The organism is Pseudomonas sp. 15C, from assembly GCF_055484735.1.
Window position 1 is genome coordinate 19,206 of record NZ_JBUDGD010000046.1, and the last position, 22,290, is coordinate 41,495.

Genomic DNA, 22,290 nt, shown 5'->3' on the forward strand with positions numbered 1-22,290 from the left:
GGAAAACAACAATGAGCGTACACGACACCGCCAAAGCCCCGATCATCACCGACATGCAGGTCATTCCGGTGGCCGGTCACGATGGCATGCTGCTCAATCTGAGCGGCGCCCACGGGCCGTTTTTCACCCGCAACATCGTCATTCTCAAGGACAACGCCGGCCACACCGGCGTCGGTGAAGTGCCCGGTGGCGAGCGCATTCGCCAGACCCTGGAAGACGCGCGCAATCTGGTGGTCGGCAGCCCGATCGGCACCTACCAGAAAATCCTCAACCAGGTGCGCCAGACCTTCGCCGATCGCGATGCCGGCGGCCGTGGTCTGCAGACCTTCGACTTGCGCATCACCATCCACGCCGTCACTGGCCTTGAAGCCGCCCTGCTCGACCTGCTCGGTCAGCATCTGGACGTGCCAGTGGCGGCACTGCTCGGCGAAGGCCAGCAGCGTGACGAAGTGAAGATGCTTGGCTATCTGTTCTACGTCGGCGATCAGCGTGAAACCGACCTCGCCTATCGCAGCGAACCGGAGGCCGACAACGACTGGTTCCGCGTCCGTCACGAAAAAGCCATGACCGCTGAAGCCGTGGTGCGTCTGGCCGAAGCGGCACATGCCAGGTACGGTTTCAAGGACTTCAAACTCAAGGGCGGCGTGCTCAGCGGCGATGCCGAAATCGAAGCGGTCACCGCCCTCGCCGAGCGTTTCCCCGAGGCGCGCATAACGCTCGATCCGAACGGCGCCTGGTCGCTGAAAGAAGCGATTCGTCTCTGCCGCGATCAGCATCACGTACTCGCCTACGCCGAAGACCCGTGCGGTGCGGAGAACGGTTATTCCGGCCGCGAAGTGATGGCTGAATTCCGTCGTGCCACTGGCCTGAAAACCGCGACCAACATGATCGCCACCGACTGGCGCGAAATGGGCCACGCGATCCAGTTGCAATCAGTGGACATTCCGCTGGCCGACCCGCATTTCTGGACCATGCAGGGTTCGGTGCGCGTCGCGCAGATGTGCCACGAATGGGGCCTGACCTGGGGCTCGCATTCCAACAACCACTTCGACATCTCGCTGGCGATGTTCACCCACGTCGCCGCTGCCGCGCCGGGCGACATCACCGCCATCGACACCCACTGGATCTGGCAGGATGGCCAGCGCCTGACCAAGGCGCCGCTGCAGATTGTCGATGGTCTCGTGCAGGTGCCGAAAAGACCGGGACTGGGTGTGGAACTGGACATGGATCAAGTGGCCAAGGCCCACGAACTCTACAAAGGCATGGGCCTCGGCGCGCGGGATGACAGCGTGGCGATGCAGTTTTTGATTCCGGGCTGGAAGTTCGATAACAAGCGGCCGTGTCTGGTGCGTTGAACGGGAACCCTGGGTTGAGCAAGATCTTTGAGTTTGACAGATGAACCTGTGGGAGCTGGCTTGCCAGCGATTGCGGTGGGCCTGCCAGCATCAATGTTGGCCAGGCCGGCCCCTTCGCTGGCAAGCCAGCTCCCACAGGGAATAATGGGAGTCAGGCAGAAATGTGTAACAGCCAGTTTTTGAACGCCATCATCGCCGCCGACTCAGGGCGCGACTGCAATCGCGTCAGCCAATAGCTGCCGGTGGTGATCTCGATCGCAAACGGCTGGCAAATCACCTCCGCCGCAAGTTGCCGAGCGAACATCAGTGGCGGCGCCAACGCCACGCCACCACCCTGAATGGCAGCTTCCATCATCGCCAATGACGAATCGAACATGATGCTCTGCGGCGGCGCTGCATGAGTTGCCAAACCGGCAGCTTGAAACCATTGCGGCCACTCATCGGTGCGATAGGAGCGCAGCAAGGTCTGCTGCAAAAGATCCGCTGGCGCATGCAGCTGTCGAGCGATGTCCGGCACGCACAGTACCGACAGCGGCGCATCGAGCAAACGCGTCGCCTCGATGCCATGCCACGCCCCCGCACCGAAGCGAATCGCGTAATCCAGCCCTTCCGCCGCGACGTCCACGCGGTTGTTATGGGTCGACAGCCGTAAATCAATGAGCGGATGTTTCGCCCGGAAGTTCGCCAGCCTCGGCAACAGCCAACCCACGGCGAACGTGCCGACTGCGCCGACGGTCAACGTTTCGCGATACTGCCCGCCGGCGAGGCGTTCGAGGATCTGTGCGATGTGATCGAAAGAGGTGTTCAGCACCGGCAGCAGGGTTTCACCTTCACTGGTCAGCATCAGCCCGCGGGGCAGGCGTTTGAACAGGCTGACACCCAGCTGCGCCTCAAGGCTTTTGACCTGATGGCTGACCGCCGCTTGCGTCACGCACAATTCCACGGCGGCGCGAGTGAAGCTCAAATGACGCGCCGAGGCTTCAAAAGCGCGCAGCGCGTTCAGCGGCAATTGCGGTCGAATCATGCCCCACCCCAAATTTTTCTAATGGCTCGTGCGAGTTTTCATCGTTTGTCGTTGGCCGCCAAGCTGACTAGATTGGCGGCGCTGATCAGTGACCTAACGAAAATATCGTCCGCAGTGTAGCGGGATAACAACATCAACACTCATGGAGAGTGGTTCATTCATGTCATCCATCACTTCAACTAAAGCCTTGTCCTGCGCAGCGTTCAGCCTGTTTTTCGGCTCCACGGCCTGCCTCGCCGCCGTACCTGACGATGCGCAACTGCAAGCACTGGTCAGCGCAACGGTGACGCCGATCATGCAGCAGCAGAACATCGCCGGCCTGACCGTAGCGCTGACGGTCGATGGCAAGGCGCATTACTTTAACTACGGCGTCGCCGCCAAGGAAACCGGGCAACAGGTCAGCGAGAACACCCTGTTCGAAATCGGCTCGATAAGCAAAACCTTCACCGCCACCCTCGCAGGTTTCGCGCAAGCCACCGGCAAACTGGACCTGTCGACCAAGGCCAGCACACTCTGGCCTGAACTGAAGGGCAGCGCGTTTGACAACATCAGCGTGCTGCAACTGGGCACCTATAGCGCCGGTGGCTTGCCGCTGCAATTCCCGACCAACGCGGATTCGCCTGAGACCATGCTCGGCTATTTTCAGCAGTGGAAACCGACCTGGCCGGCCGGCAGCCATCGCCAGTATTCCAATCCGAGCCTGGGCCTGTTCGGCTATCTGACGGCAAAAAGCCTTGGCCAACCGTTCGATCAAGCCATGACGCAAACCCTGCTGCCGAAACTCGGTTTGCAGCACACCTGGCTCAGCGTCCCCGCCGAACAAATGAGCCTGTACGCGCAAGGCTATGACAAGGACGACAAACCTGTCCGTGTGCGCCCCGGCGCCCTCGACCTGCAAGCCTACGCGGTGAAAACCAGTGCCGTGGACCTGCTGCGTTACGTGCAAGCCAACCTCAAACCTGAAACCCTGGCGTCCCCCCTGCCCCAAACCATCGCCAACACCCACACCGGTTACTACCGCGTCGGCGACATGACCCAAGGCCTGGGCTGGGAAATGTACCCCTACCCGATCAGCCTCGAACGCCTGCTCGCCGGCAACTCCACGGAAATGGCCATGCAGGCGCATAAGGTGCAATGGCTGAATCCACCGCAGCCACAACCGGAAAACCTGCTGATCAACAAGACCGGTTCTACCGCAGGTTTTGGCGCGTACGTGGCGTTTGTACCGAATAAAGGCGTCGGCATTGCGATCATGGCCAACAAGAACTTTCCGATTGCGGAGCGGGTGAAGATTGCGCACAGGATTATCAGTGCGGTAGCTGACTGAGCAGGGAAAAAATCGTGGGAGCGAGCCTCCTCGCGAATCCCGGTGTGTCAGCCACCGATGAGGTGACTGATAGACCGCAATCGCGAGCAGGCTCGCTCCCACAGGGGATAGGGTTTATTCAGTTGAGTGCGTGATCAGTCGTCCGGCATTTGCGGCGGCTTGCTCGGTTTTGCAGGCTTGCTCGGCTTGGCGCCTTTCGCGCCTTTGGCAGGCTCCGGTTCGGCAGCGGCCGGGGCGGCCTGCGCGGCCGCGGCGGCTTCTTTTTCAGCCATGGGCATGGCGTCGATGGTTTCGAAAATTTTCGCCAGGCTCAAAGCTTTGGCTTCGTCACCGGAGGCAGAGAGTTTGGTCTCGCCGTCCTTGCCCACCAGGAACACTTTCGGATACGCCCCGGCACCCAGCTTGAGCGAGCGCAGCAGCGCCATGGTGTCCTGCTGGCCCAGGTCCTTGCCGTCGAGTTGGCCGGACATATTGAGGATGGTGTAGACCTTGATGTTGCGGTCGGTGACGCCCTTTTTGTTGGCCGGGTCGTCCAGCGATTTTTTCAGGCTGACCCACACCGGGTCGACGGTGCTTTGTGCGATGACGATCAGCGGTCGGGCGCGGCCAACATCCCCGGCCAGCGGCGAATCGCTGTCGGCGGCGAACAAGGGACCGGCCATCGCCAGCAAGAATGTCAGGGTCAGTGACCTGATGAGCATGCGCATCTCCTTTTGATATCCACGCTCTACTGATTGCGCATCGCGGCGATTGTTCCGGTGCAGTCGGGCAAATATGTTTCGCCTTTACCGAAGCTTAGGACAGGCACGACATTGCGCAACCGTGGATCAAAACGCCAACTTGTACCCGATCAACACCAGCATCGTCGCCAGGCACGGGCGCAGGACTTCGTCGGAGATGCGCCCGGTCAGGTGGCTGCCGAGCCAGATGCCGGGCAGCGAGCCGACCAGCAGAAAGCCGAGGACGCCCCAGTCCATGTTGCCCATGCTCGCGTGGCCGAGGCCGGCGACGAGGGTCAGGGGGACGGCGTGGGCGATTTCGGTACCGACCAGGCGGCGGGTTGGCAGCAACGGGTAGAGGATGAACAAGGCGACCGTGCCGAGGGCGCCGGCGCCGATCGAGGTCAGCGCGACCATGGTGCCGAGGATCAGACCGGTGATCACCGTCATCACATTGAGGCGCGAGCCGCTGGGGTTGTAGTTGCCGCCAGCGCGTTTGTGAGCAAATTCGAGCAGGCGCTTTTTGAAGAAGATCGCCAGCGCAGTGGCGAACAGCACGAAGCCCAGCGCCTGCTTAATGATGGCGTTCATCGCCTCGGGCGCGGTGTGCAGGGTGCTGAGAAACCACAGGGTCATGGCCACTGCCGGCACGCTGCCGAGGGTCAGCCAGCCAGTGATGGCCCAGTCGATGTTCTTGTTTTTCCTGTGGACGAGGACGCCGCTGGATTTGGTAATGGCGGCGTACAGCAGGTCGGTGCCCACTGCGGTTGCCGGGTTGATGCCGAACCACAGCAGGATCGGCGTCATCAACGAACCACCGCCGACACCGGTCATGCCGACGATAAAACCCACCACCAGCCCGGCAATCACCAAGCCGAAATTTGCCAATTCCATTAAACCGTCCAGAAAAACGACAGGAAAAATCTGGCCCGCAGCATAGCGATTTTTCTTATAACCACATATATCGATGCGGTCTATCGTTATGCCAAATCCAAATTCATCGGGATCCCCTGTAGGCCTTCGCCTGCTCGCGATAGCGGTGGGTCAGTTGAATCAATGTTGACTGACAAAGCGCTATCGCGAGCAGGCGAAGGCCTACAGAGAATTGCGGTGATTTCGAGAATCAATGCAGCCGCCGCCCCGCCTTGAAGCTGTTGGTTCTATCGCACCACACCGTGGCCAACGCAATGAGCGACAGGATCAGCAGCGCCCACGGAAACGACATGGCCCCGGCCCGGTCCAGCAACACGCCGCCAAACAGGCCGCCGCCGGCAATCGCGACGTTCCATGAGGTAGTGAGCATCGCCTGCACCACGTCGACGTGATCGCCTGCCGAGTCCGCTGCCGAAGTCAGCAGCAACGTCGCCGAACCGCCGAACGACAGGCCCCACACCGCCATGCAGGCATACACAACCAGCGCTGACGGTGCGGCCAGCGCCAGCACCAGTGCGGTCAAGGCGAACAGCGCGAGACTGATCAGGGTCAGCTTGCGCAACCAGCGATCGACCAGCAGGCCGATGATCCAGATGCCCACCAGCGAGCACAGACCGAACACCAGCAGTACCAGATCGACCCGGTCGGCCAGACCGGCCTGGCTCAGAAACGGCGCGATGTACGTGTACAGAATGTTGTGCCCGAGCATCCACGTCAGCACCACGAACAGCACCGGTCGCACACCCGGCAAGCGCAACGATTCGAGCAAGGGCAGGCGCTCGTCGCTGGCCTGGCCCGGCCGATCCGGCACGGCGATGACGATCCACGCCGCCAACACCAGCGCCAGCGCCGACATGATCCCGAACGAGGCGCGCCAGCCGATCAGATTGCCCAGCCAGGTCCCGGCCGGCGTACCCAGCGACAGCGCCACCGGGGTGCCGAGCATGGCAATCGCCAGCGCCCGCCCCTGCTGATGCACTGGCACGATGCCACGCGCGTAACCGGCCATGATTCCCCATGACAGCCCCGCCGCCATCCCGGCGAGGAAACGCGACGCCAGCGTCAGGCCGTAATGAGTAGAAAACGTGGTCACCGTGTTGAACAGCAGGAAGCCGCCCACCGTCATCAACAACACCCGCCGCCGTGGCCAGCCGCGCGTGGCCACGGTGAGCGGAATCGCCGCGACGATCGAACCGAGCGCATACAGCGTGACCAGTTGCCCAGCGAGCACTTCGCTGACGTTGAGGCCCGCGCCGATTTGCGGCAGCAGCCCGGCCGGCAGGGTTTCAGTGAGGATGGCAATGAAACCGGTCATGGCGAATGCCAGCAACGCGGCGATGGGCAGTTTGTCGGCGCGGACGCCGGGGTCGATGCGGCTGAAATCGGCGCTTGCGGGGTCGGTCATGACGGATGCAGCTCCTTTTTGGATCAATCGAGGCAAGCGATTGTATACAAAATTTATTGCCGCGACGCCATCCCTGTGGGAGCTGGCTTGCCAGCGATGGCGGTGAATCAGGCACTGAATATATTGACTGACCCGGCCCCATCGCTGGCAAGCCAGCTCCCACAGGGTTTGATGTGTAGGCTCATCACCGCGCTCACTGCACCGGCAAGAAATTCAAAAACAGCAAACTCTGCGCGTAATTCAGGCCGATCCTGCGATAGCGCTCGTCGAGCATCTGCGTCAGCAGATCCAGACGCGCCACAATCTTGCTGAACTCGGTGGCGAAACTCAGGTTGCTGCCCTCCTCCGAGATCTCATTGGAGAACAGCAGCGGCTGGCCTTCCTTGTTCTGCCGCTGCGACAGGATCCACATGGCCTTCTCGATGTTGCGCGCGGAATTGTGAACGAAGGTCGGGTTGATCGCGTCAGTCATATAGAACTCGGTGCGATTGCCGTGCGCGGTGACGAGCATGCTGCCGATCGCGTAGATGAAGGCGCCGACGCGGTCGCCGAGAAATTCCGGGCTCATTGCGTAGCTCAGCGCGGCGAGGTCCTTGCGCCCGCCTAGCACCGGCAGCGGTTGTTGCTGTTCGACGGCCAGGCGCACTTGTCTGACCGCGGTGTTGATGTTGAGGAAACCCGATTTGCGCAGTTCTTCGGGGTTGCGCAGGTACAGCTTGCCCATCAAGCGATAGAGGCTGTTGAGGTTGTCGCGCATCGCCAGCGTGGCCATGCGGTCGACGCTGGTCTGCAGAAATTCCTGCGGCTGGCCCTCACGCATCTGGGTGATGAAGCCGTTGCCGTTCTGGTGGCTGCAACCGCTGACAAGCAGCGACGACAGGCAAGCCAACAGCAGGCACGGGCGACGGAACAGAGGGACGATCAGGGCAAAAGCGCTCGGCATGAATTCTCGAACTGGCACATTCCGGTGCGACGGGAGTCATCGCATCCTGGCCATGGATAGAGCCGCCGATTGCGAAAAAGTGCAGTGCCCGGTCTGTGAACCGACCTTCGGCAAATTACATACGATCAATTAGTCGGACTTTATATTTGAATTTGCGCTTATGTCGGCTATAAATCCTCTGTTAATTTTCCAATAGCATGACTAATTGCAGATTTCAAAAACAACAACAAAAAGGAAGGTCAACCATGCTTCAATCCCGTCACCTGCTTTCCGGCCTCGGACTGTCCCTGATGATCACTACCCTTTGCGCCAACGCGGCGGGCCTGACCGCCGAACACAAAGCCTTCGGCAAGACCAATGACGGCACCCCCGTCGAGCAATACATTCTGCGCAACAGCCACGGCATGCAGGCCACCGTCATCACGTACGGCGCGACCCTGCAATCGCTGAAAGTCGCCGACAAGCATGGCAAGTTCGACGACGTGGTGCTCGGGTTTGACGATGTCCAGGGCTACCAGAAAGGCACCGCGTATTTCGGCGCAACCATCGGCCGCTTCGGCAATCGCTTGGCCGACGGCGCCTTCGAACTGGACGGCAAGCGCTATCAAGTGCCGCAGAACGACAAGACCAATGCGCTGCACGGCGGCACGCAGGGCTTCGACAAAAAAGTCTGGAAGGCCAAGGAAACCAAGGACAAGGATTCGGTCGGCGTAACCCTCACCTATCTGTCGGCGGATGGCGAAATGGGTTTCCCCGGCAACCTCACCACCGAGGTGACCTACCGCCTGACCGATGCCAACGAGCTGCGCATCGATTACAAGGCGAGCACCGATAAACCGACGGTGTTGAACCTGACCAACCACAGCTACTTCAACCTCGCCGGCGCCGGCAATGGCGACATTCTCAAACAGGTCGCTACGATCAACGCCAGCCATTACACCCCAGTCACCGCCAAGCTGATTCCGACCGGTGAACTGGCGCCCGTTGCGGGTACGCCGATGGACTTCACCCAGCCGACACCGATCGGCACGCACATCAAGGCTGACCATCCGCAACTGAAATTCGCCGAGCCGAAACAGGGCGGCTTCGACTTCAACTGGGCGCTGGACACCAAGGGCGATATCAGCAAAGTCGCCACCGAAGTCAGCGATCCGCAATCTGGCCGGCATTTGCAGCTATTCACTACAGAGCCGGGCGTGCAGTTCTACACCAGCAACTTCCTCGACGGCACGGTCAAGGGCAAGGGCGGCAAGGTGTATCCGCACTGGGGCGCGTTCACTCTCGAGACCCAGCACTACCCGGACTCGCCGAATCAGCCGAACTTCCCGAGCACCCGCCTCGACCCGGGCCAGACTTATACCCAGAGCGTCGTGCTGAAGTTCTCCGCCAAGTAACCCCTGCCGATCATTCCCACGCTCCCGCGTGGGCATGCAGCCCGGGACGCTCTGCGTCCCTTCTCGAGCCAGAACGCAGAGCGTGGGAACGATCTGGACTATCCTGCTGCCCCATTAAAGGAATCGACACACTCACATAAGGAGGTTTGCATGCGTACCCTCGAGTTGGCCGGCGTGCAGGTGCCGGTGATTGGCCAGGGCACGTGGCGCATGGGTGAGGACCGCTCGGCGCACAAGCGTGAAGTGACGGCGCTGCGCAGCGGCATCGAGCTGGGCATGACCCTGATCGACACCGCCGAAATGTACGCCGAGGGCGGTGCGGAAACGGTGGTAGGCGAGGCCATCACCGGCCTTCGCGATCAGGTGTTTCTGGTCAGCAAGGTCTACCCGCACAACGCCAGCCGCAAAGGCATCCCGCAAGCCTGCGAGCGCAGCCTGCGCCGGCTCGACACCGATTACATTGACCTCTACCTGTTGCACTGGCGCGGCCAATATCCGCTGGAAGAAACCGTCGAAGCGTTCGAACGCCTACGCGAGGACGGCAAAATCGGCCGCTGGGGCGTGTCGAATTTCGACGTCGACGACCTCGAAGAACTCTCCAGTTCGCAATGCGCGACCAATCAGGTGCTCTACAACCTCGAAGAACGCGGGATCGAATTCGATTTGTTGCCGTGGTGCCAGCACCAGCGCATGCCGCTGATGGCCTATTGTCCGATCGGCCAGGGCGGCGCCATGCTGGCCGAGCCGGTGCTCAAAGACATTGCCGCTCGTCATGGCGTAACCCCGGCACAGGTTTCGCTGGCGTGGATTCTGCGTCAGGATGGGCTGATTGCGATTCCCAAGGCTGTGCACCCGGAGCATGTGCAACTCAATGCCCAGGCCGCGCAGCTGCAACTGGAGGCCGGGGATCTGGCGGCGCTGGACCAGGTATTTCAAGCGCCACAACGCAAGCAGCGGCTGGCCATGGTCTGAGCCGCTGCCGACTGGCGAGGGCTTCGCGATGAGAAGCACGGATCAGCACGACCCGTTCAACCTGCAACGTTTCATCCAGGCGCAGGACCCGGTGTTCGACCGCGTCCAGCGCGAACTCGAGACGGGCCGCAAGCGTAGCCACTGGATGTGGTTTGTCTTCCCGCAATTCGCCGGGCTGGGCGGCAGTGAGATGGCGCGACGCTTCGCCATTGGCTCGGCCGAAGAAGCGCAGGCTTATTTGGCGCACGCCGTGCTCGGCGAACGATTGCGCACCTGCACGCAATGGGTGCTGGCCGTGCGGGAGCGCTCGATCAATGAGATTTTCGGCCACCCGGACGATTTGAAATTCCATTCCTCAATGACGCTGTTCGCCCAGTTCGCTGGTGCGGACAGCGTGTTCGATCAGGCGCTGGAACGGTACTTCCACGGCATTCTCGATGAGTGGACGCTGCAACTGCTCGACTCAAAACAGGCCCAGTTGCCCGCCGATCAGGGTTGAGAAATCGTCATCGACGAACGGCAGAATCGCATCCGCCACCGGTTGCAGCTGGCGGGTGATGTAGTGGTCGTAATCGATGGCGGCGCGGCGCACTTCCAGCGGTTCCGGGCCGGCCAGCGTGATCACGTAACTGATCCAGCCGCCGTTCTGGTATTGCCGCGGACGCCCGTGTTCGGCGTTGTAGTCATCGGCAAGGCGCGCCGCACGCACATGGGGCGGCACGTTGCGTTCGTAATCGTCGAGGGTGCGGCGCAGGCGCTTGCGATAGACCAGACGCTCGTCGAACTCACCTGCCAGCGTCTTGCGCACGTAGTCGCGCACGTAATCGTGATATGGCTTGCGCTGAAAAATCCGCTGATACAGCTCCTGCTGAAATTGCCGGGCCAACAGCGACCAGTCGGTGCGTACGGTTTCCAGGCCCTTGTAGACCATTTCCTCGCTGCCATCGCCGCGGACGACGAGGCCGGCATAGCGTTTCTTGCTGCCCTCCTCCGCGCCGCGAATGGTCGGCATCAGAAAGCGTTTGTAATGAATCTCGAACTGCAATTCCAGCGCACTTTCCAGCCCATATTCCTCGCGCACATGCTCACGCCACCAGTCGTTGACGTGCCGGACCAGTGCATGGCCGATCTGCGCCGCCTCCTCCTGGCCGTGCGGGCGGCGCAGCCAGACGAAGGTCGAGTCGGTGTCGCCATAGATCACCGCGTGGCCCTGCGCTTCGATCAACTGGCGCGTGCGCAGCATGATTTCGTGGCCACGCAAGGTGATCGATGACGCCAGCCGCGTATCGAAAAAACGGCAACCGCTGGAGCCGAGCACGCCGTAGAAGGCGTTCATGATGATCTTCAGCGCTTGCGACAGCGGCGCGTTGTGCTCGCGCTTGGCGGTCTCGCGGCCCTCGGCCACCCGCGACACGATGGACGGCAGGCAGTGCCGCGTGCGTGAGAAGCGTGCGCCGCGAAAGCCCGGCACCGAATCGGCGTCGTCCGGGTGCTGCAGGCCCTCGATCAAGCCCACCGGGTCGATCAGAAACGTGCGAATGATCGACGGATACAGGCTTTTATAATCGAGCACCAGCACCGATTCGTAGAGCCCCGGCTGCGAGTCCATGACAAAGCCGCCGGGGCTGGCCTGCGGCGGATTGGTGCCCAGATTCGGCGCTACGAAACCCTGACGGTGCATCCGTGGCATGTACAGATGCGTGAACGCAGCCACCGAGCCACCGCTGCGATCCGCCGGCAGGCCGGTGACGCTGGCGCGTTCGAGCAAAAAGGTCAGCAGTTCGGTCTTGGCAAAGATCCGCGTGACCAGTTCGCAGTCCTTGAGGTTGTACTTGGCCAGCGCCGGTTTGTCCTCGGCGAACATGCGGTTGATTTCGTCCATGCGCTGGTACGGATTGTCGATGGCCTTGCCTTCGCCGAGCAAAGTCTGCGCGACGTTTTCCAGGCTGAACGACGGAAAGCTCCAGGTCGCCGACCGCAGCGCTTCGATGCCATCGATGATCAACCGCCCCGCCGCCGAGGCGAAATAGTGATTGCGGCTGCCGTGCTCGCGCCACTGCATCTCTTCACCGCCACGGCCGATTTTCAGCGGCACACCGAGGCGTCGCGCGTGTTGGTGGAGGATGCGCAAATCGAATTGCACGACGTTCCAGCCGATGATTGCGTCGGGGTCGTGCTGCGCGAACCACTCGTTGAGCTTTTTCAGAATCAGCGTGCGCGAATCGCAATATTCCAGATCGAAGTCGACGATGCTGGCGTCACCGTTCGGCGCGCCGAGCATGTACACCTGGCGCTGACCGCAGCCTTGCAGCGCGATCGAGTACAGCTCGCCGGTTTCTGTGGTTTCGATGTCCAGCGACACCAGCCGCAGCGTCGGGCGATAGGCGGGATCGGGTTTGAGCTGGGCATTGAGCAACACGCCGTCGGCATCGGCTGTACCGCTGAATACCACCGGCGCGGTGATGAAACGCTCCATCAGATAGCGCTCCGGCGGGCGCACATCGGCTTCAAACACATCGACGCCAGCGCGGCTCAATGCGGATTCCAGGCGCATCAACTGACCGTGCTGCTGACAATACAAACCCAGCACCGGACGATGCTCGAAATCCTGCAGGGCCAGCGGACGCAGTTCGACGTTCTTTTCGTCGTGCAACAAGCGCTCGGCCGCTTCGCGCTGCTCGGCGGGAATGAACGCCACCGACGGCTGATGCGGCAAGCGCACACGGCGCGGCCCGGCGTCGGTCGCCAGCCAGAACTCGACTTCGGTGCCGGCCGGCGTATCGCGCCAATGCCGGGTCAGGACGAAGCCCTGCGGTAAATCCACCACTGCAACCTCGGAATCTGGATAGACCGGCATTCTACCCGGCATTGCTTGAAATGACCTTGGCGATAAATCAGCGCTTGAACCGCAAAAAACCCGGTAAATGGCGGTTTTTGCACGCTATCTGCCGCTTTGCCACCTTGCCCTGCGCGGCTGCGTCTACGATGCTTGGTGAACAACGACAACACCTGAGTAACCGCCATGAAGACCGTCGCCCAACTGCTCAAGCTCAAAGATCAGAAAAACCAGGAAGTGCACCAGATCAAACCCGATCACATGGTGCTTGAAGCGCTGATGAAGATGGCCGAGAAAAACGTCGGCGCCCTGCTGGTGGTGGAAGACGACAAGGTGGTCGGCATCATCAGTGAGAGGGACTATGCGCGCAAACTGGTGCTCAAGGGCCGCTCATCGGTGGGCACACCGGTCAGCGACATCATGGTCAAGGACGTGATCACCGTGGACACCAAACAGACCGTCGACACCTGCCTGGGCATCATGTCCGACAAACGCCTGCGTCACTTGCCCGTGGTCGAGGACGGCCAGTTGATCGGCCTGCTGTCGATCGGCGACCTGGTCAAGGAAGCGATTGCCGAACAGGCCGAGCTGATCAAACAGCTGGAGCAATACATCCGCGGGGAATAAATCTCAAGGCACCGCCCCCCTGAAGGAATGAGCCTGCTCGCGATAGCGGTCTGTCAGCTAAAAACTGGGTGACTGACAGACCGCTATCGCGAGCAGGCTCACTCCTACAGGGGTTTCGTGGTGGGCTCAGGTTGGCCAGTGTCGCGCAAACACCGGCGCCAGCACCGGGTGGCGGTCGATGCGTTGCAGCCAGGCGTAGAACCCCGGTCGCGTCTGGCGTAGATGCTCGCGGCTACCCTCCCAGCGCGTCACTACCGCCGCCAGCACATCCAGCGCCCCCGGCGTCTCGTCGTCCAGGTACAGCTCGGCGGAAAACTGGTCGGCAAACAATTCCCAACTGAAGTGCAGACGCTGGCGCGCGCCGGCGATCAGGTTCTGCCGTGCGCCTTCGTCGGGCGTGATCAGCCAGCGCTCGGGGTAATCGATGATGCCGATGGCCGCGTAGCAGTTACTGACGATGTAGGCGAGGCCGCGAATCGCCTGATCACGATCCGCCGCCTCGGCGGGCAACAGACCGGATTGGGGAAACGTCAGACCCAAGTGAATCAGAATCGCCGCGCTCTCGGTCATCGCGCTGCCGTCGGGCAGTTGCAACGTCGGAATCTGTTTCAGCGGATTGAGTTTGGCCAACGCCTCGGCGGCCTCCGCGCTGGCTTCGTTATCAATGAAGCGGTAAGCAATCTGGCATAACTCCAGTGCCGCCTCGATCGCCGCGGCGCCGGAATTCTTGTGCCCATAAAGTTGGTACATAGCCAATCCCCCGAAAAAACCTTTGCCACAGCGTAGATGCCTGTGGCCCGGGTGTAGAAATAATCTGCCGGTGTAACGGTTCTGGCACGGTTTTCCCATGCACTGCCGACTTGCGAATTCACATCTCGCACAACAGCGCTGGCGGTGCCCATCCCGCACCAAGAGCAATCATCGAACGCTATCCGCGTTCTTGTAAGGTGCGATACCGAACCAAAAGTTCGCGTATCCAGGCTGGCAACAAGGAGTTCACCGCGTGAATCTTCAACCGTTCTGCCGCATCACTCGCCACTACTATTTGTGCGCTCCAGGCCTGGTTCATCCGAACAGCCGCCCTGCTTACTTTATTACCTGAGTTCAACTGCACGTCGCTGTCGGCCATCCATTGTTCGCCGACAGCGAGGTGCTATTTACTTTTTAAATATGACTTGGCTGTTCACGGCGCTAATCGGTGCAATTACAGGATTGTTGGACAATAACTTCCCGACAACTGTGATTTGCACCAAAGGCGTTCCAGCCGAATAACTTGAACACCACCAGAACATCGGTTTCCGTTAAACAAGAACAAGGAAAACAACCCGTGACCCGCTAGAACACTGACCCGCACCAAATCGGTCCCTCACGCACCAGCACGTGCACGGACAGGCAGTCGCGCAACCGCTCTGTTTCGCTATTTCGCGGGATAAAGCGTCAAGCCCGACTCGCCTCTGAAAAAGCCCCGCTCGACGGGGTAACGGCTCACTGCGCGCCATGACAAACGCTTGGTCATGACAAAACTTATATAAATGCGACATGCGTAACACCCATGAAATAACTGCGCTACGTTGCAGCAATATCTGGCACAACGGTTGCAATATGTAACAGGCATGAGACACCCAGAAGTGACTGGAGCAACAGAACAACAACCATCGAATGGCTAATGAACAATCGAAGTCGAATGGCACTGAGCCAGTAAGTTTGCACAAGCCCGGTTAATTGGATAGTTCCACTATCGGCTTCTGCACACCTTGAAAAAAGTTGCATTCACCCACTCGAACATTCACCCGATGTTCGGACGGCGGCTTATTGCCCTTCATCTACCCGAGGGAGCTTTAATGAACGATGCGGTAAAGCACAAAACCCTGCCGGGGCCGTTGCGGGAAGCGCCGGTCCCGCCGCCAACGGGCAGGCCGGCCTTCACAGCCAATACCTCACGACCCGGCGGTCTGAAAAAACAGCAGATGGTCTTGCTGGTGGCCGTGTCGGCGCTGATACACGGGGCTGCCTGGTGGTTTCTCCAGCAGTCCCGAACCGAGCCATTACCGACGCCGCCGCAGATTCCGGAAATGACCGTCGAGCTGACCAGCCCGACGCCACCGGCACCGCCGACTCCGGAACCGCCACCCCCGCCGCCTCCGCCACCACCGCCCGAGCCTGAGCAACCGGTGGAAGACGAAGACGCGGTCAAGCCACCGCCCAAACCGATGGAAAAGCCCAAGCCGATCGAAAAACCGAAACCGGTCGAGAAGCCCAAACCGGTGAAAAAAGTCGAGCCCGCGAAAGCGCCGCCGGCCTCGCCGCAGCCGGCAGCCCCCGCTGCCCCGGCGACACCGAGCGCGCCGCCGGCACCGGCCGCTGCGCCCGCGCCAGTGAAAGAGTCGGCAGCGATTTCCGGCCTCGCCAGCCTTGGCAATCCACCGCCGGAATACCCGTCGCTGGCATTGCGGCGCAATTGGGAAGGCAGCGTGGTGTTGCGCATTCAAGTGTTGGCCAACGGTCGTGCGGGTTCGGTGACGGTGACCAAATCCAGCGGCAAGCCACAACTGGATGACGCCGCAGTCGCTGCGGTGAAGAACTGGAAGTTCATTCCGGCCAAGCGCGGTGACACGCCGATCGACGGCTTCGCTACCCAGACCATCGATTTCAAATTGCCGCAGTGACGGCACAACCGACTCATAACTGATTAACGCAAGCGAGGTGTAACCATGAACGATTTGTCTTCGATGATTGTCCCCGGTGTCCTCTGGGGCCTGGTGCTGTTTTCCGTGGTCAGTTGGGCGATCCTGCTGGTCAAGTCGGCGCAGTACCTGCGCCAGAAAGCGCAGAACAAACAGTTCACCAAAGCCTTCTGGAGCGCGCCGGACCTGCTCACCGCCGCCGAACATGCCAGCCAGTACCCGGGTTCGCTGGCGCGCATCGCCAGCAGCGGTTTCGAGGCGTTGCTGGTGGAAGATTCGCCGCGCACCACGCAACAACTGGCGCACACCATCAACCGCTCGGATCGCCTGGAACGCAACCTGCGCCAACAGATCCAGAAGGAGCGCCGCTCGCTGGAAAACGGTCAGGCGATTCTCGCCAGCATCGGCAGCACCGCGCCGTTCATCGGCCTGTTCGGTACGGTGTGGGGCATCATGGAAGCGCTGAAAAGCATCGGCGAAACCGGTTCGGCCAGCCTTGAAGCGGTCGCCGGCCCCATCGGTCACGCACTGATCGCCACCGGTGTGGGTATCGCTGTCGCGGTGCCGGCAGTGCTGATCTACAACTTCTTTCTGCGGCGCCTGAAGCTCGCCTCGGCGGACATGGATGACTTCGCTCACGACTTCGACGCCCTCGCCTCGCGCAGCGCGTTTTCCATCAGCCGTCAGGCCATCGCCAGCAAAACCACCAGCGCCGTGCGGGAGGCCAGCTGATGTCTTTCTCGACTCAAGACAGCGATGAAGTGCTCAGCGAAATGAACGTCACGCCGCTGGTCGACGTGATGCTCGTGCTGCTGGTGGTGTTCATCGTCACCGCGCCGCTGATGACCAACGCAATCAAGGTCAACCTGCCGAAAACCGACGCCGTTGCCCCCGCCGAAAAGAAAGACCCGGTGGTGGTCAGCGTCGATCAGGACGGCAAGTTTTACCTGGCCAAGACCGAACTCGCCCCCGAGTCCCTGGAAGCCAGCCTCAAGGAGGTCAAGGCCAAGGACGCCGATGTCCGCGTGCAGTTGCAGGCCGACGCCGCCGTCAATTACGGCCAGGTGGCGAAAGCCATGGCGTCCATCGAACGCTCGGGCATCAGCAAGATATCGGTGATGACCACCCACTGAATGCGGTGCTGCGCGCGGCTTGAAAGACGCGCGCCGCACCGCTGAACGAATCCCGTCGTAATCGGCCGACCGAAAAAACGCCACGCGTGTTCGGAGGGGATCGGCTTGCTTGAAGAAAGTGGTTTTCCGCACGCGGTATCACCGGTAGCGGAGCAATGAGCGGCTCACAAGGCCATTTCGATAACGTCTGATAAAAGTCGGAAACAACCATGCTGATGAACACTCCACGCTTCACGCTCAAACCCTTGGTGGCCACGATCTCTCGCCATCGTTTCGTTCCGCTGTACCTGGTGGCCATGGGGGTGGGCGCCGGCACCGTGCAAGCGGCCGAGGACGACAATGCCAGCGTCCCGGCGGCGGCCGCGGTCGTCGCGCCCACCACGCAACTGCAACGGGTGGAAGTGACCGGTTCGGCGATTCGTCGGGTCGATGCAGAAACGGCGGTGCCGATCACCATTCTCAAGGCCGATGAGCTGCGCAAACAGGGCGTGACCACCACCGCCGAACTGGTCCAGCGCATCACCGGCAGCCAGTCGATCAACAACAGTGCCGGCTCCGTGGGCGCCGCCACGGGCGGTGCCTCGTTCGCCGACATGCGCGGCATCGGCGCGAACAAGACGCTGGTGCTGCTCAACGGCCGACGCCTGGCCAACAACGCCTTGTCGGGCACCAACTCGGCGGGCGGCGCGGTGGATCTGAACATGATCCCGTTTGCCGCCATCGAGCGCGTGGAAGTGCTGCGCGACGGCGCCTCGGCGCTGTACGGCACCGATGCGATCGGCGGCGTGATCAACTTCATCACCAAGAAGTCCCTCACCGACGGCGCGTTGACGCTCGGCGGCGAAACCCCGACCCACAGCGGCGGTGGGGCGACCAAAGACATGAGCGCCAGTTGGGGTTACGGCGATCTGGAAGAAGACCGCTTCAACGTGCTCGGCGTGTTCAACTACAACAAGCAGCAGAACCTCGACGCCAACGACCGCTCCTTCGCCACCGACTACGCCCCCGGCCGCGGTCTCGATCAGACCTCCGGCACTGCGTTCCCCGGCAACTACAGTCAGAACGGCAACGCCACCAACCCGTTGGCCGCCAGCAACTGCAACGGTCCCAACCTGATCGCCCGCGACGGCTTGTGCCGCTTCAGCACCCGTGAATTCATCGACCTGGTGCCGCAGACCGAGAAGACTTCGTTCTTCGGCAAGACCACCGGCAAGCTCGGCGACGATCACAACGTCAACCTCGAATATTTCTGGTCGCGCAACAACAACGCCACCGCCATCGGCCCGGCACCATTGACCGGTCTGAGCCTGGATTCGTCGTCGCCCTACTACCCCGGCAACGGCATCACCCCGGCGCCGACCGAGTTCGCTCTCGACCCGACGCAACCGGTCGACGTCAACTGGCGTGAAACCGCCGCCGGCCCGCGCGAATCGAAGGACCAAAACACCAGTCAGCGCTTTCTGCTGAGCTTCGATGGTCTGGTGGCCGGCTGGGATTACAACGTCGGCGCCTCGTACAACCAGAACAAAATCGTCTCCAGCGTCACCAGTGGTTATGTCAGCGATCAGGCGATGATCAACGGCCTCGCCAGCGGTTTGCTCAACCCGTTCGGTCCGCAGTCGGCGGCTGGTCAGCAATACATCGATAACGCGGCGTATCACGGCGCCTATTCCACGGCTGTGGGGCGCGTGGCCGGGTTCGACGGGCGCATCAGCCGCGAGATCGGCGACTGGTTCGGCGCCGGCCCGTCCGGTCTGGCCTTGGGTGGCGAGTACCGCAAAGAGAAATTCCACCAGGACTTCGAACAATTTGCCGGCGACATCCAGAGCCTCGGTATCGACCCGGCCGGCAGCGTCGAGGGTGACCGCAGCGTCAAAGCCGCCTACGCCGAAATCAACGTGCCGGTGCTCGACAGCCTCGAACTGTCCGCCGCCGTGCGTCACGACAAGTACAGCGACTTCGGCAGCACCACCAACCCGAAATACTCGTTCCGTTATCAGCCATTGAAAGAGCTGGTGGTGCGTGGCGCCTACAGTGAAGGCTTCCGTGCGCCGTCGCTTTACGAGTTGTATTCGCCGCGCAGCATCACCTACACCCAGGGCTACTACAACGACCCGGTGCTGTGTACCGGCGGCGTGGTGCAACCGGGCGGCAACGGTGGCCGCGATTGCGGTCAGCAGTTCCTCAACCAGATTGGCGGCAACGAAGACCTGGCCCCGGAAAAGGCGCGCAACGTGACGCTGGGCTTCGTCTATCAGCCGATCAGCAACCTGTCGGTGGGCCTGGATTTCTGGTGGATTCACATTTCCAACCAGATCCAGCCGTTCCCGGAATCCACCGTATTCGATCAGGCCGGTTCCTATCAGGATCGCTTCGTGCGTAACGCCGACGGCACACTCGATTACATCGTTACCGGCAACGCCAACCTCGGCATCGTCGAAACCAACGGCGTCGATGTGTCGCTCGACTATCGCTTTCCCAATACGCCGTACGGTCAGTTTGGCCTGGGCCTGCAAGGCACTTATGTCGACGAGTACGACTTCCAGAGCACCATCAAAGGCCCGTTCACTGACAAGGTTGGCGACTTTCAGGGTGACGGCGTAATCGCGCGCTGGAAGCACAACCTCACCGGCAGCTGGAGCCTGGGCGCGGCGCGGGCAGCGCTGACCAACCGCTTCACCACCGGTTACAACGACTACGACCGCGACACCCATTCGCGCGTGGCTTCGTATTCGGTGTGGGACCTGTCGGCCGGCTACACCTTCAACAAAGTGCTGGATGTCGATGCCGGGATGAAGAACGTCTTCGACCGCAACCCGCCGTTCTCCAACCAGGCCTACAACTTCCAGAGCGGCTATGACCCGCGCTACACCGACCCGCTGGGACGCACCTTGTTTGCGCGCATGACTTACCACTTCTAAAGAACGAGCACCGCAAAACCCTGTGGGAGCTGGCTTGCCAGCGATGGCGGTTTGTCAGTGAATTGAATGTTGACTGACTCACCGCTATCGCTGGCAAGCCAGCTCCCACAAGGGTTCCGTGACCATTCAGGGATTTTGGGGAGTGACTTCATGAGATTCATGCGCAACATCGCCGCCCTGCTGTTCGGCAGTGCGTTGCTGTGCTCCGGCACCTCGGCGCTGGCCGCCGGCAGCCATGCGCTGACGGTGTACGGCGAGGCGCCGAAGTATCCGGCGAATTTCCAGCATTTCGATTTCGTCGATCCCAAGGCGCCCAAGGGCGGTTCGCTCAGCCGCGCGTCGATGGAGATCGGCCAGTACAACTACATCACCCCGTATGCCGATCAGGGCATTTCCGTGGTGCAGGTCAACGACTGGGTGTATGCGCCGCTGGCGTTCCGCTCGCTCGATGAGCCCTACACCGTTTACGGCCTGGTCGCCGAGCAGATCGAGCGCGATCCCGACGGGCTCTGGGTGCGTTTCACCCTCAACCCGAAGGCGCGTTTTGCCGACGGCACGCCGATCACCGCCGAAGATGTGCGCTACACCTTCAACCTGCTGATGACCAAGGGCAGCCTCAGTTATCGCCAGCAGTACGCCGATGTGCAGGAGGTGCTGATCGAAGGCCCGCAGCAAGTGCGGTTCACCTTCAAGAACAACCTCAACCGCACGCTGGCGCTGGATCTGGCGACGATGCGCGTGGTGCCCGAACATTGGTGGAAAACCCGTGACTTCGCCAATGGCGGCGGTTTCGAGCCGCCGCTGGGCAGCGGCCCGTACCGGGTGAGCAAGGTCGACGCCGGGCGCAGTATCAGTTTCCAGCGCGACCCGGACTGGTGGGGCAAGGACCTGCCGGTCAGTCGCGGGATGTACAACTTCGACACGCTGACGGTGAATTTCTACGGTGACACCGACGTCGCTCGGCAGTTGTTGCAGGCCGGGGCGTTCGACTACAACCGCGAGTTTTCCTCATCGGGTTACGTCGTCGGCTACGACAGCCCGGCCCTGCGCGACGGGCGTCTGCAGCAAGCAATCCTCGCCCCGGAAAAACCTACCGCCGCGCAAGGCTTCGTGTTCAACCTGCAAAACCCGATCTTCAAGGATCGCCGCGTGCGTCAGGCGATCAGCCTGCTGTGGGATTTCGAATGGACCAACAAGCAGATGATGCGGGGCTTCTACGTGCGTCAGAACAGCTTCTGGCCGAAGAGTGAAATGGCCGCCACCGCCCTGCCCGACGCCGAGGAATTGCAGATCCTCGAACCGCTGCGCGGCAAGGTCCCCGATGAGGTTTTCACTACGGTGTATGAGGCGCCGAAAACCGACGGCAGCGGCTACATCCGCGACAAGCAATTGCAAGCGCTGAAGCTGCTCGCCGAAGCCGGCTGGACGCCGCAACACAATCGCCTGGTCAACGCTGCCGGTGAGCCGCTGGAATTTACCTTTCTTGACGGTCAGGGCGGCTTCGATCGCATGCTGCTGCCGTTCAAACGCACCCTCGCGCAGATCGGCATCACCCTCAATCTGCGGCGCATCGATTCGGCGCAATACGTCAACCGTCTCAACGCCCGCGACTACGACATGATCGTCACCAGTTTCCCGCGCAGTGGCGATCCGATCGTCTCCCCCGGCCGCGAGTTGTACAGCCTGTACGCCTCGCAAAGTGCCACGCAGGTCGGCAGTTCGAACTCGATGGTGCTGGCCGATCCGGCGGTCGATCAGTTGATCGACGGGCTGGTCCAGGCCAACAGCCGCCAAGCCATGGTGCATTACGCCCGCGCCCTCGACCGGGTGCTGCAATGGGGTTACTACATGATTCCCAACTACTACTCCAAAGGCACGCCGACGGTGTATCAGAACCGCTTTGGCATGCCGGCCGTGCAACCGGCGTACGACGAAGGCCTCAACACCTGGTGGGAAGTCTCGGCCAAGCCGCTGACCACCCAGCAGATGCGCGCTCAGCTCGCGGGAGGCCAGTGAC

18 protein-coding genes are annotated in these 22,290 nt (G+C 61.3%); 11 read left to right on the top strand and 7 right to left on the bottom strand.

The window, feature by feature from the left end; translation table 11 throughout:
* Window positions 1-11: 11 nt before the first annotated feature.
* Complete coding sequence (gene gudD, locus ACYYKW_RS20360; protein WP_464990969.1) at window positions 12-1,355, top strand: glucarate dehydratase; 1,344 nt, start codon at window positions 12-14, stop codon at window positions 1,353-1,355.
* 151 nt (window positions 1,356-1,506) lie between these two features.
* Here the strand turns inward: gudD and ACYYKW_RS20365 are convergent, their stop codons facing one another.
* Entirely contained in the window at window positions 1,507-2,379 is an 873-nt protein-coding gene (locus ACYYKW_RS20365) for a LysR family transcriptional regulator (protein ID WP_464990970.1), read from the bottom strand.
* Between the two features lie 160 nt (window positions 2,380-2,539).
* Between ACYYKW_RS20365 and ampC the strand changes: the two genes are divergently transcribed.
* The gene (gene ampC, locus ACYYKW_RS20370) at window positions 2,540-3,706 is read left to right on the top strand and encodes a class C beta-lactamase (protein ID WP_464990971.1); all 1,167 of its coding nucleotides are present in this window, start codon (window positions 2,540-2,542) and stop codon (window positions 3,704-3,706) included.
* Between the two features lie 134 nt (window positions 3,707-3,840).
* Here ampC and ACYYKW_RS20375 read toward each other — a convergent pair whose 3' ends face one another.
* The 4 genes from ACYYKW_RS20375 to ACYYKW_RS20390 form a co-directional block, all read right to left on the bottom strand.
* Window positions 3,841-4,407, bottom strand: coding sequence for a DUF4174 domain-containing protein (locus ACYYKW_RS20375; protein WP_332769434.1), 567 nt, complete (start codon window positions 4,405-4,407; stop codon window positions 3,841-3,843).
* Window positions 4,408-4,533: 126 nt separating this feature from the next.
* Window positions 4,534-5,319 carry a sulfite exporter TauE/SafE family protein gene (locus tag ACYYKW_RS20380; protein WP_093100145.1) on the bottom strand — a complete coding sequence of 262 codons (786 nt, stop codon included), beginning with the start codon at window positions 5,317-5,319 and terminating at the stop codon, window positions 4,534-4,536.
* Window positions 5,320-5,548: 229 nt separating this feature from the next.
* Window positions 5,549-6,763, bottom strand: a complete 1,215-nt coding sequence (locus tag ACYYKW_RS20385; protein WP_464990972.1) for an MFS transporter — start codon at window positions 6,761-6,763, stop codon at window positions 5,549-5,551.
* A 193-nt stretch (window positions 6,764-6,956) separates the two neighbouring features.
* Window positions 6,957-7,706, bottom strand: coding sequence for a hypothetical protein (locus ACYYKW_RS20390; RefSeq protein ID WP_464990973.1), 750 nt, complete (start codon window positions 7,704-7,706; stop codon window positions 6,957-6,959).
* A gap of 245 nt (window positions 7,707-7,951) precedes the next feature.
* Here ACYYKW_RS20390 and ACYYKW_RS20395 point away from each other — a divergent pair, with 245 nt between their 5' ends.
* From ACYYKW_RS20395 to ACYYKW_RS20405, 3 genes are all read left to right on the top strand, one after another.
* Complete coding sequence (locus ACYYKW_RS20395; protein ID WP_464990974.1) at window positions 7,952-9,100, top strand: aldose epimerase family protein; 1,149 nt, start codon at window positions 7,952-7,954, stop codon at window positions 9,098-9,100.
* Between the two features lie 150 nt (window positions 9,101-9,250).
* Window positions 9,251-10,072 carry an aldo/keto reductase gene (locus ACYYKW_RS20400; RefSeq protein ID WP_434710159.1) on the top strand — a complete coding sequence of 274 codons (822 nt, stop codon included), beginning with the start codon at window positions 9,251-9,253 and terminating at the stop codon, window positions 10,070-10,072.
* Window positions 10,073-10,100: 28 nt separating this feature from the next.
* The gene (locus ACYYKW_RS20405) at window positions 10,101-10,571 is read left to right on the top strand and encodes a DUF1810 domain-containing protein (protein ID WP_464990975.1); all 471 of its coding nucleotides are present in this window, start codon (window positions 10,101-10,103) and stop codon (window positions 10,569-10,571) included.
* Here the strand turns inward: ACYYKW_RS20405 and ACYYKW_RS20410 are convergent.
* Window positions 10,536-12,896 (bottom strand): DNA polymerase II, encoded by a 2,361-nt coding sequence (locus ACYYKW_RS20410; RefSeq protein WP_464990976.1) that lies wholly within the window; start codon window positions 12,894-12,896, stop codon window positions 10,536-10,538. The genes ACYYKW_RS20405 and ACYYKW_RS20410 overlap by 36 nt on opposite strands.
* Window positions 12,897-13,094: 198 nt before the next feature.
* Here ACYYKW_RS20410 and ACYYKW_RS20415 point away from each other — a divergent pair, with 198 nt between their 5' ends.
* Complete coding sequence (locus tag ACYYKW_RS20415) at window positions 13,095-13,535, top strand: CBS domain-containing protein (protein ID WP_093100130.1); 441 nt, start codon at window positions 13,095-13,097, stop codon at window positions 13,533-13,535.
* Between the two features lie 126 nt (window positions 13,536-13,661).
* Here the strand turns inward: ACYYKW_RS20415 and ACYYKW_RS20420 are convergent, their stop codons facing one another.
* Window positions 13,662-14,285 (bottom strand): glutathione S-transferase N-terminal domain-containing protein, encoded by a 624-nt coding sequence (locus tag ACYYKW_RS20420; protein WP_203418704.1) that lies wholly within the window; start codon window positions 14,283-14,285, stop codon window positions 13,662-13,664.
* Between the two features lie 1,091 nt (window positions 14,286-15,376).
* Here ACYYKW_RS20420 and ACYYKW_RS20425 point away from each other — a divergent pair.
* The 5 genes from ACYYKW_RS20425 (at window position 15,377) to ACYYKW_RS20445 (ending at window position 22,289) form a co-directional block, all read left to right on the top strand.
* Entirely contained in the window at window positions 15,377-16,201 is an 825-nt protein-coding gene (locus tag ACYYKW_RS20425) for an energy transducer TonB (RefSeq protein WP_464990977.1), read from the top strand.
* A gap of 63 nt (window positions 16,202-16,264) precedes the next feature.
* Entirely contained in the window at window positions 16,265-16,951 is a 687-nt protein-coding gene (locus ACYYKW_RS20430; RefSeq protein ID WP_394508129.1) for a MotA/TolQ/ExbB proton channel family protein, read from the top strand.
* Complete coding sequence (locus ACYYKW_RS20435) at window positions 16,951-17,352, top strand: ExbD/TolR family protein (RefSeq protein ID WP_041477201.1); 402 nt, start codon at window positions 16,951-16,953, stop codon at window positions 17,350-17,352. Before ACYYKW_RS20430 ends, ACYYKW_RS20435 begins: the two co-directional genes overlap by 1 nt.
* A 209-nt stretch (window positions 17,353-17,561) precedes the next feature.
* Window positions 17,562-20,273, top strand: coding sequence for a TonB-dependent receptor (locus ACYYKW_RS20440; RefSeq protein WP_464990978.1), 2,712 nt, complete (start codon window positions 17,562-17,564; stop codon window positions 20,271-20,273).
* Window positions 20,274-20,423: 150 nt separating this feature from the next.
* On the top strand, window positions 20,424-22,289 hold the full coding sequence (locus tag ACYYKW_RS20445) for an extracellular solute-binding protein (RefSeq protein WP_464990979.1): 1,866 nt from the start codon (window positions 20,424-20,426) through the stop codon (window positions 22,287-22,289).
* The last annotated feature ends 1 nt before the right edge of the window (window position 22,290 follow it).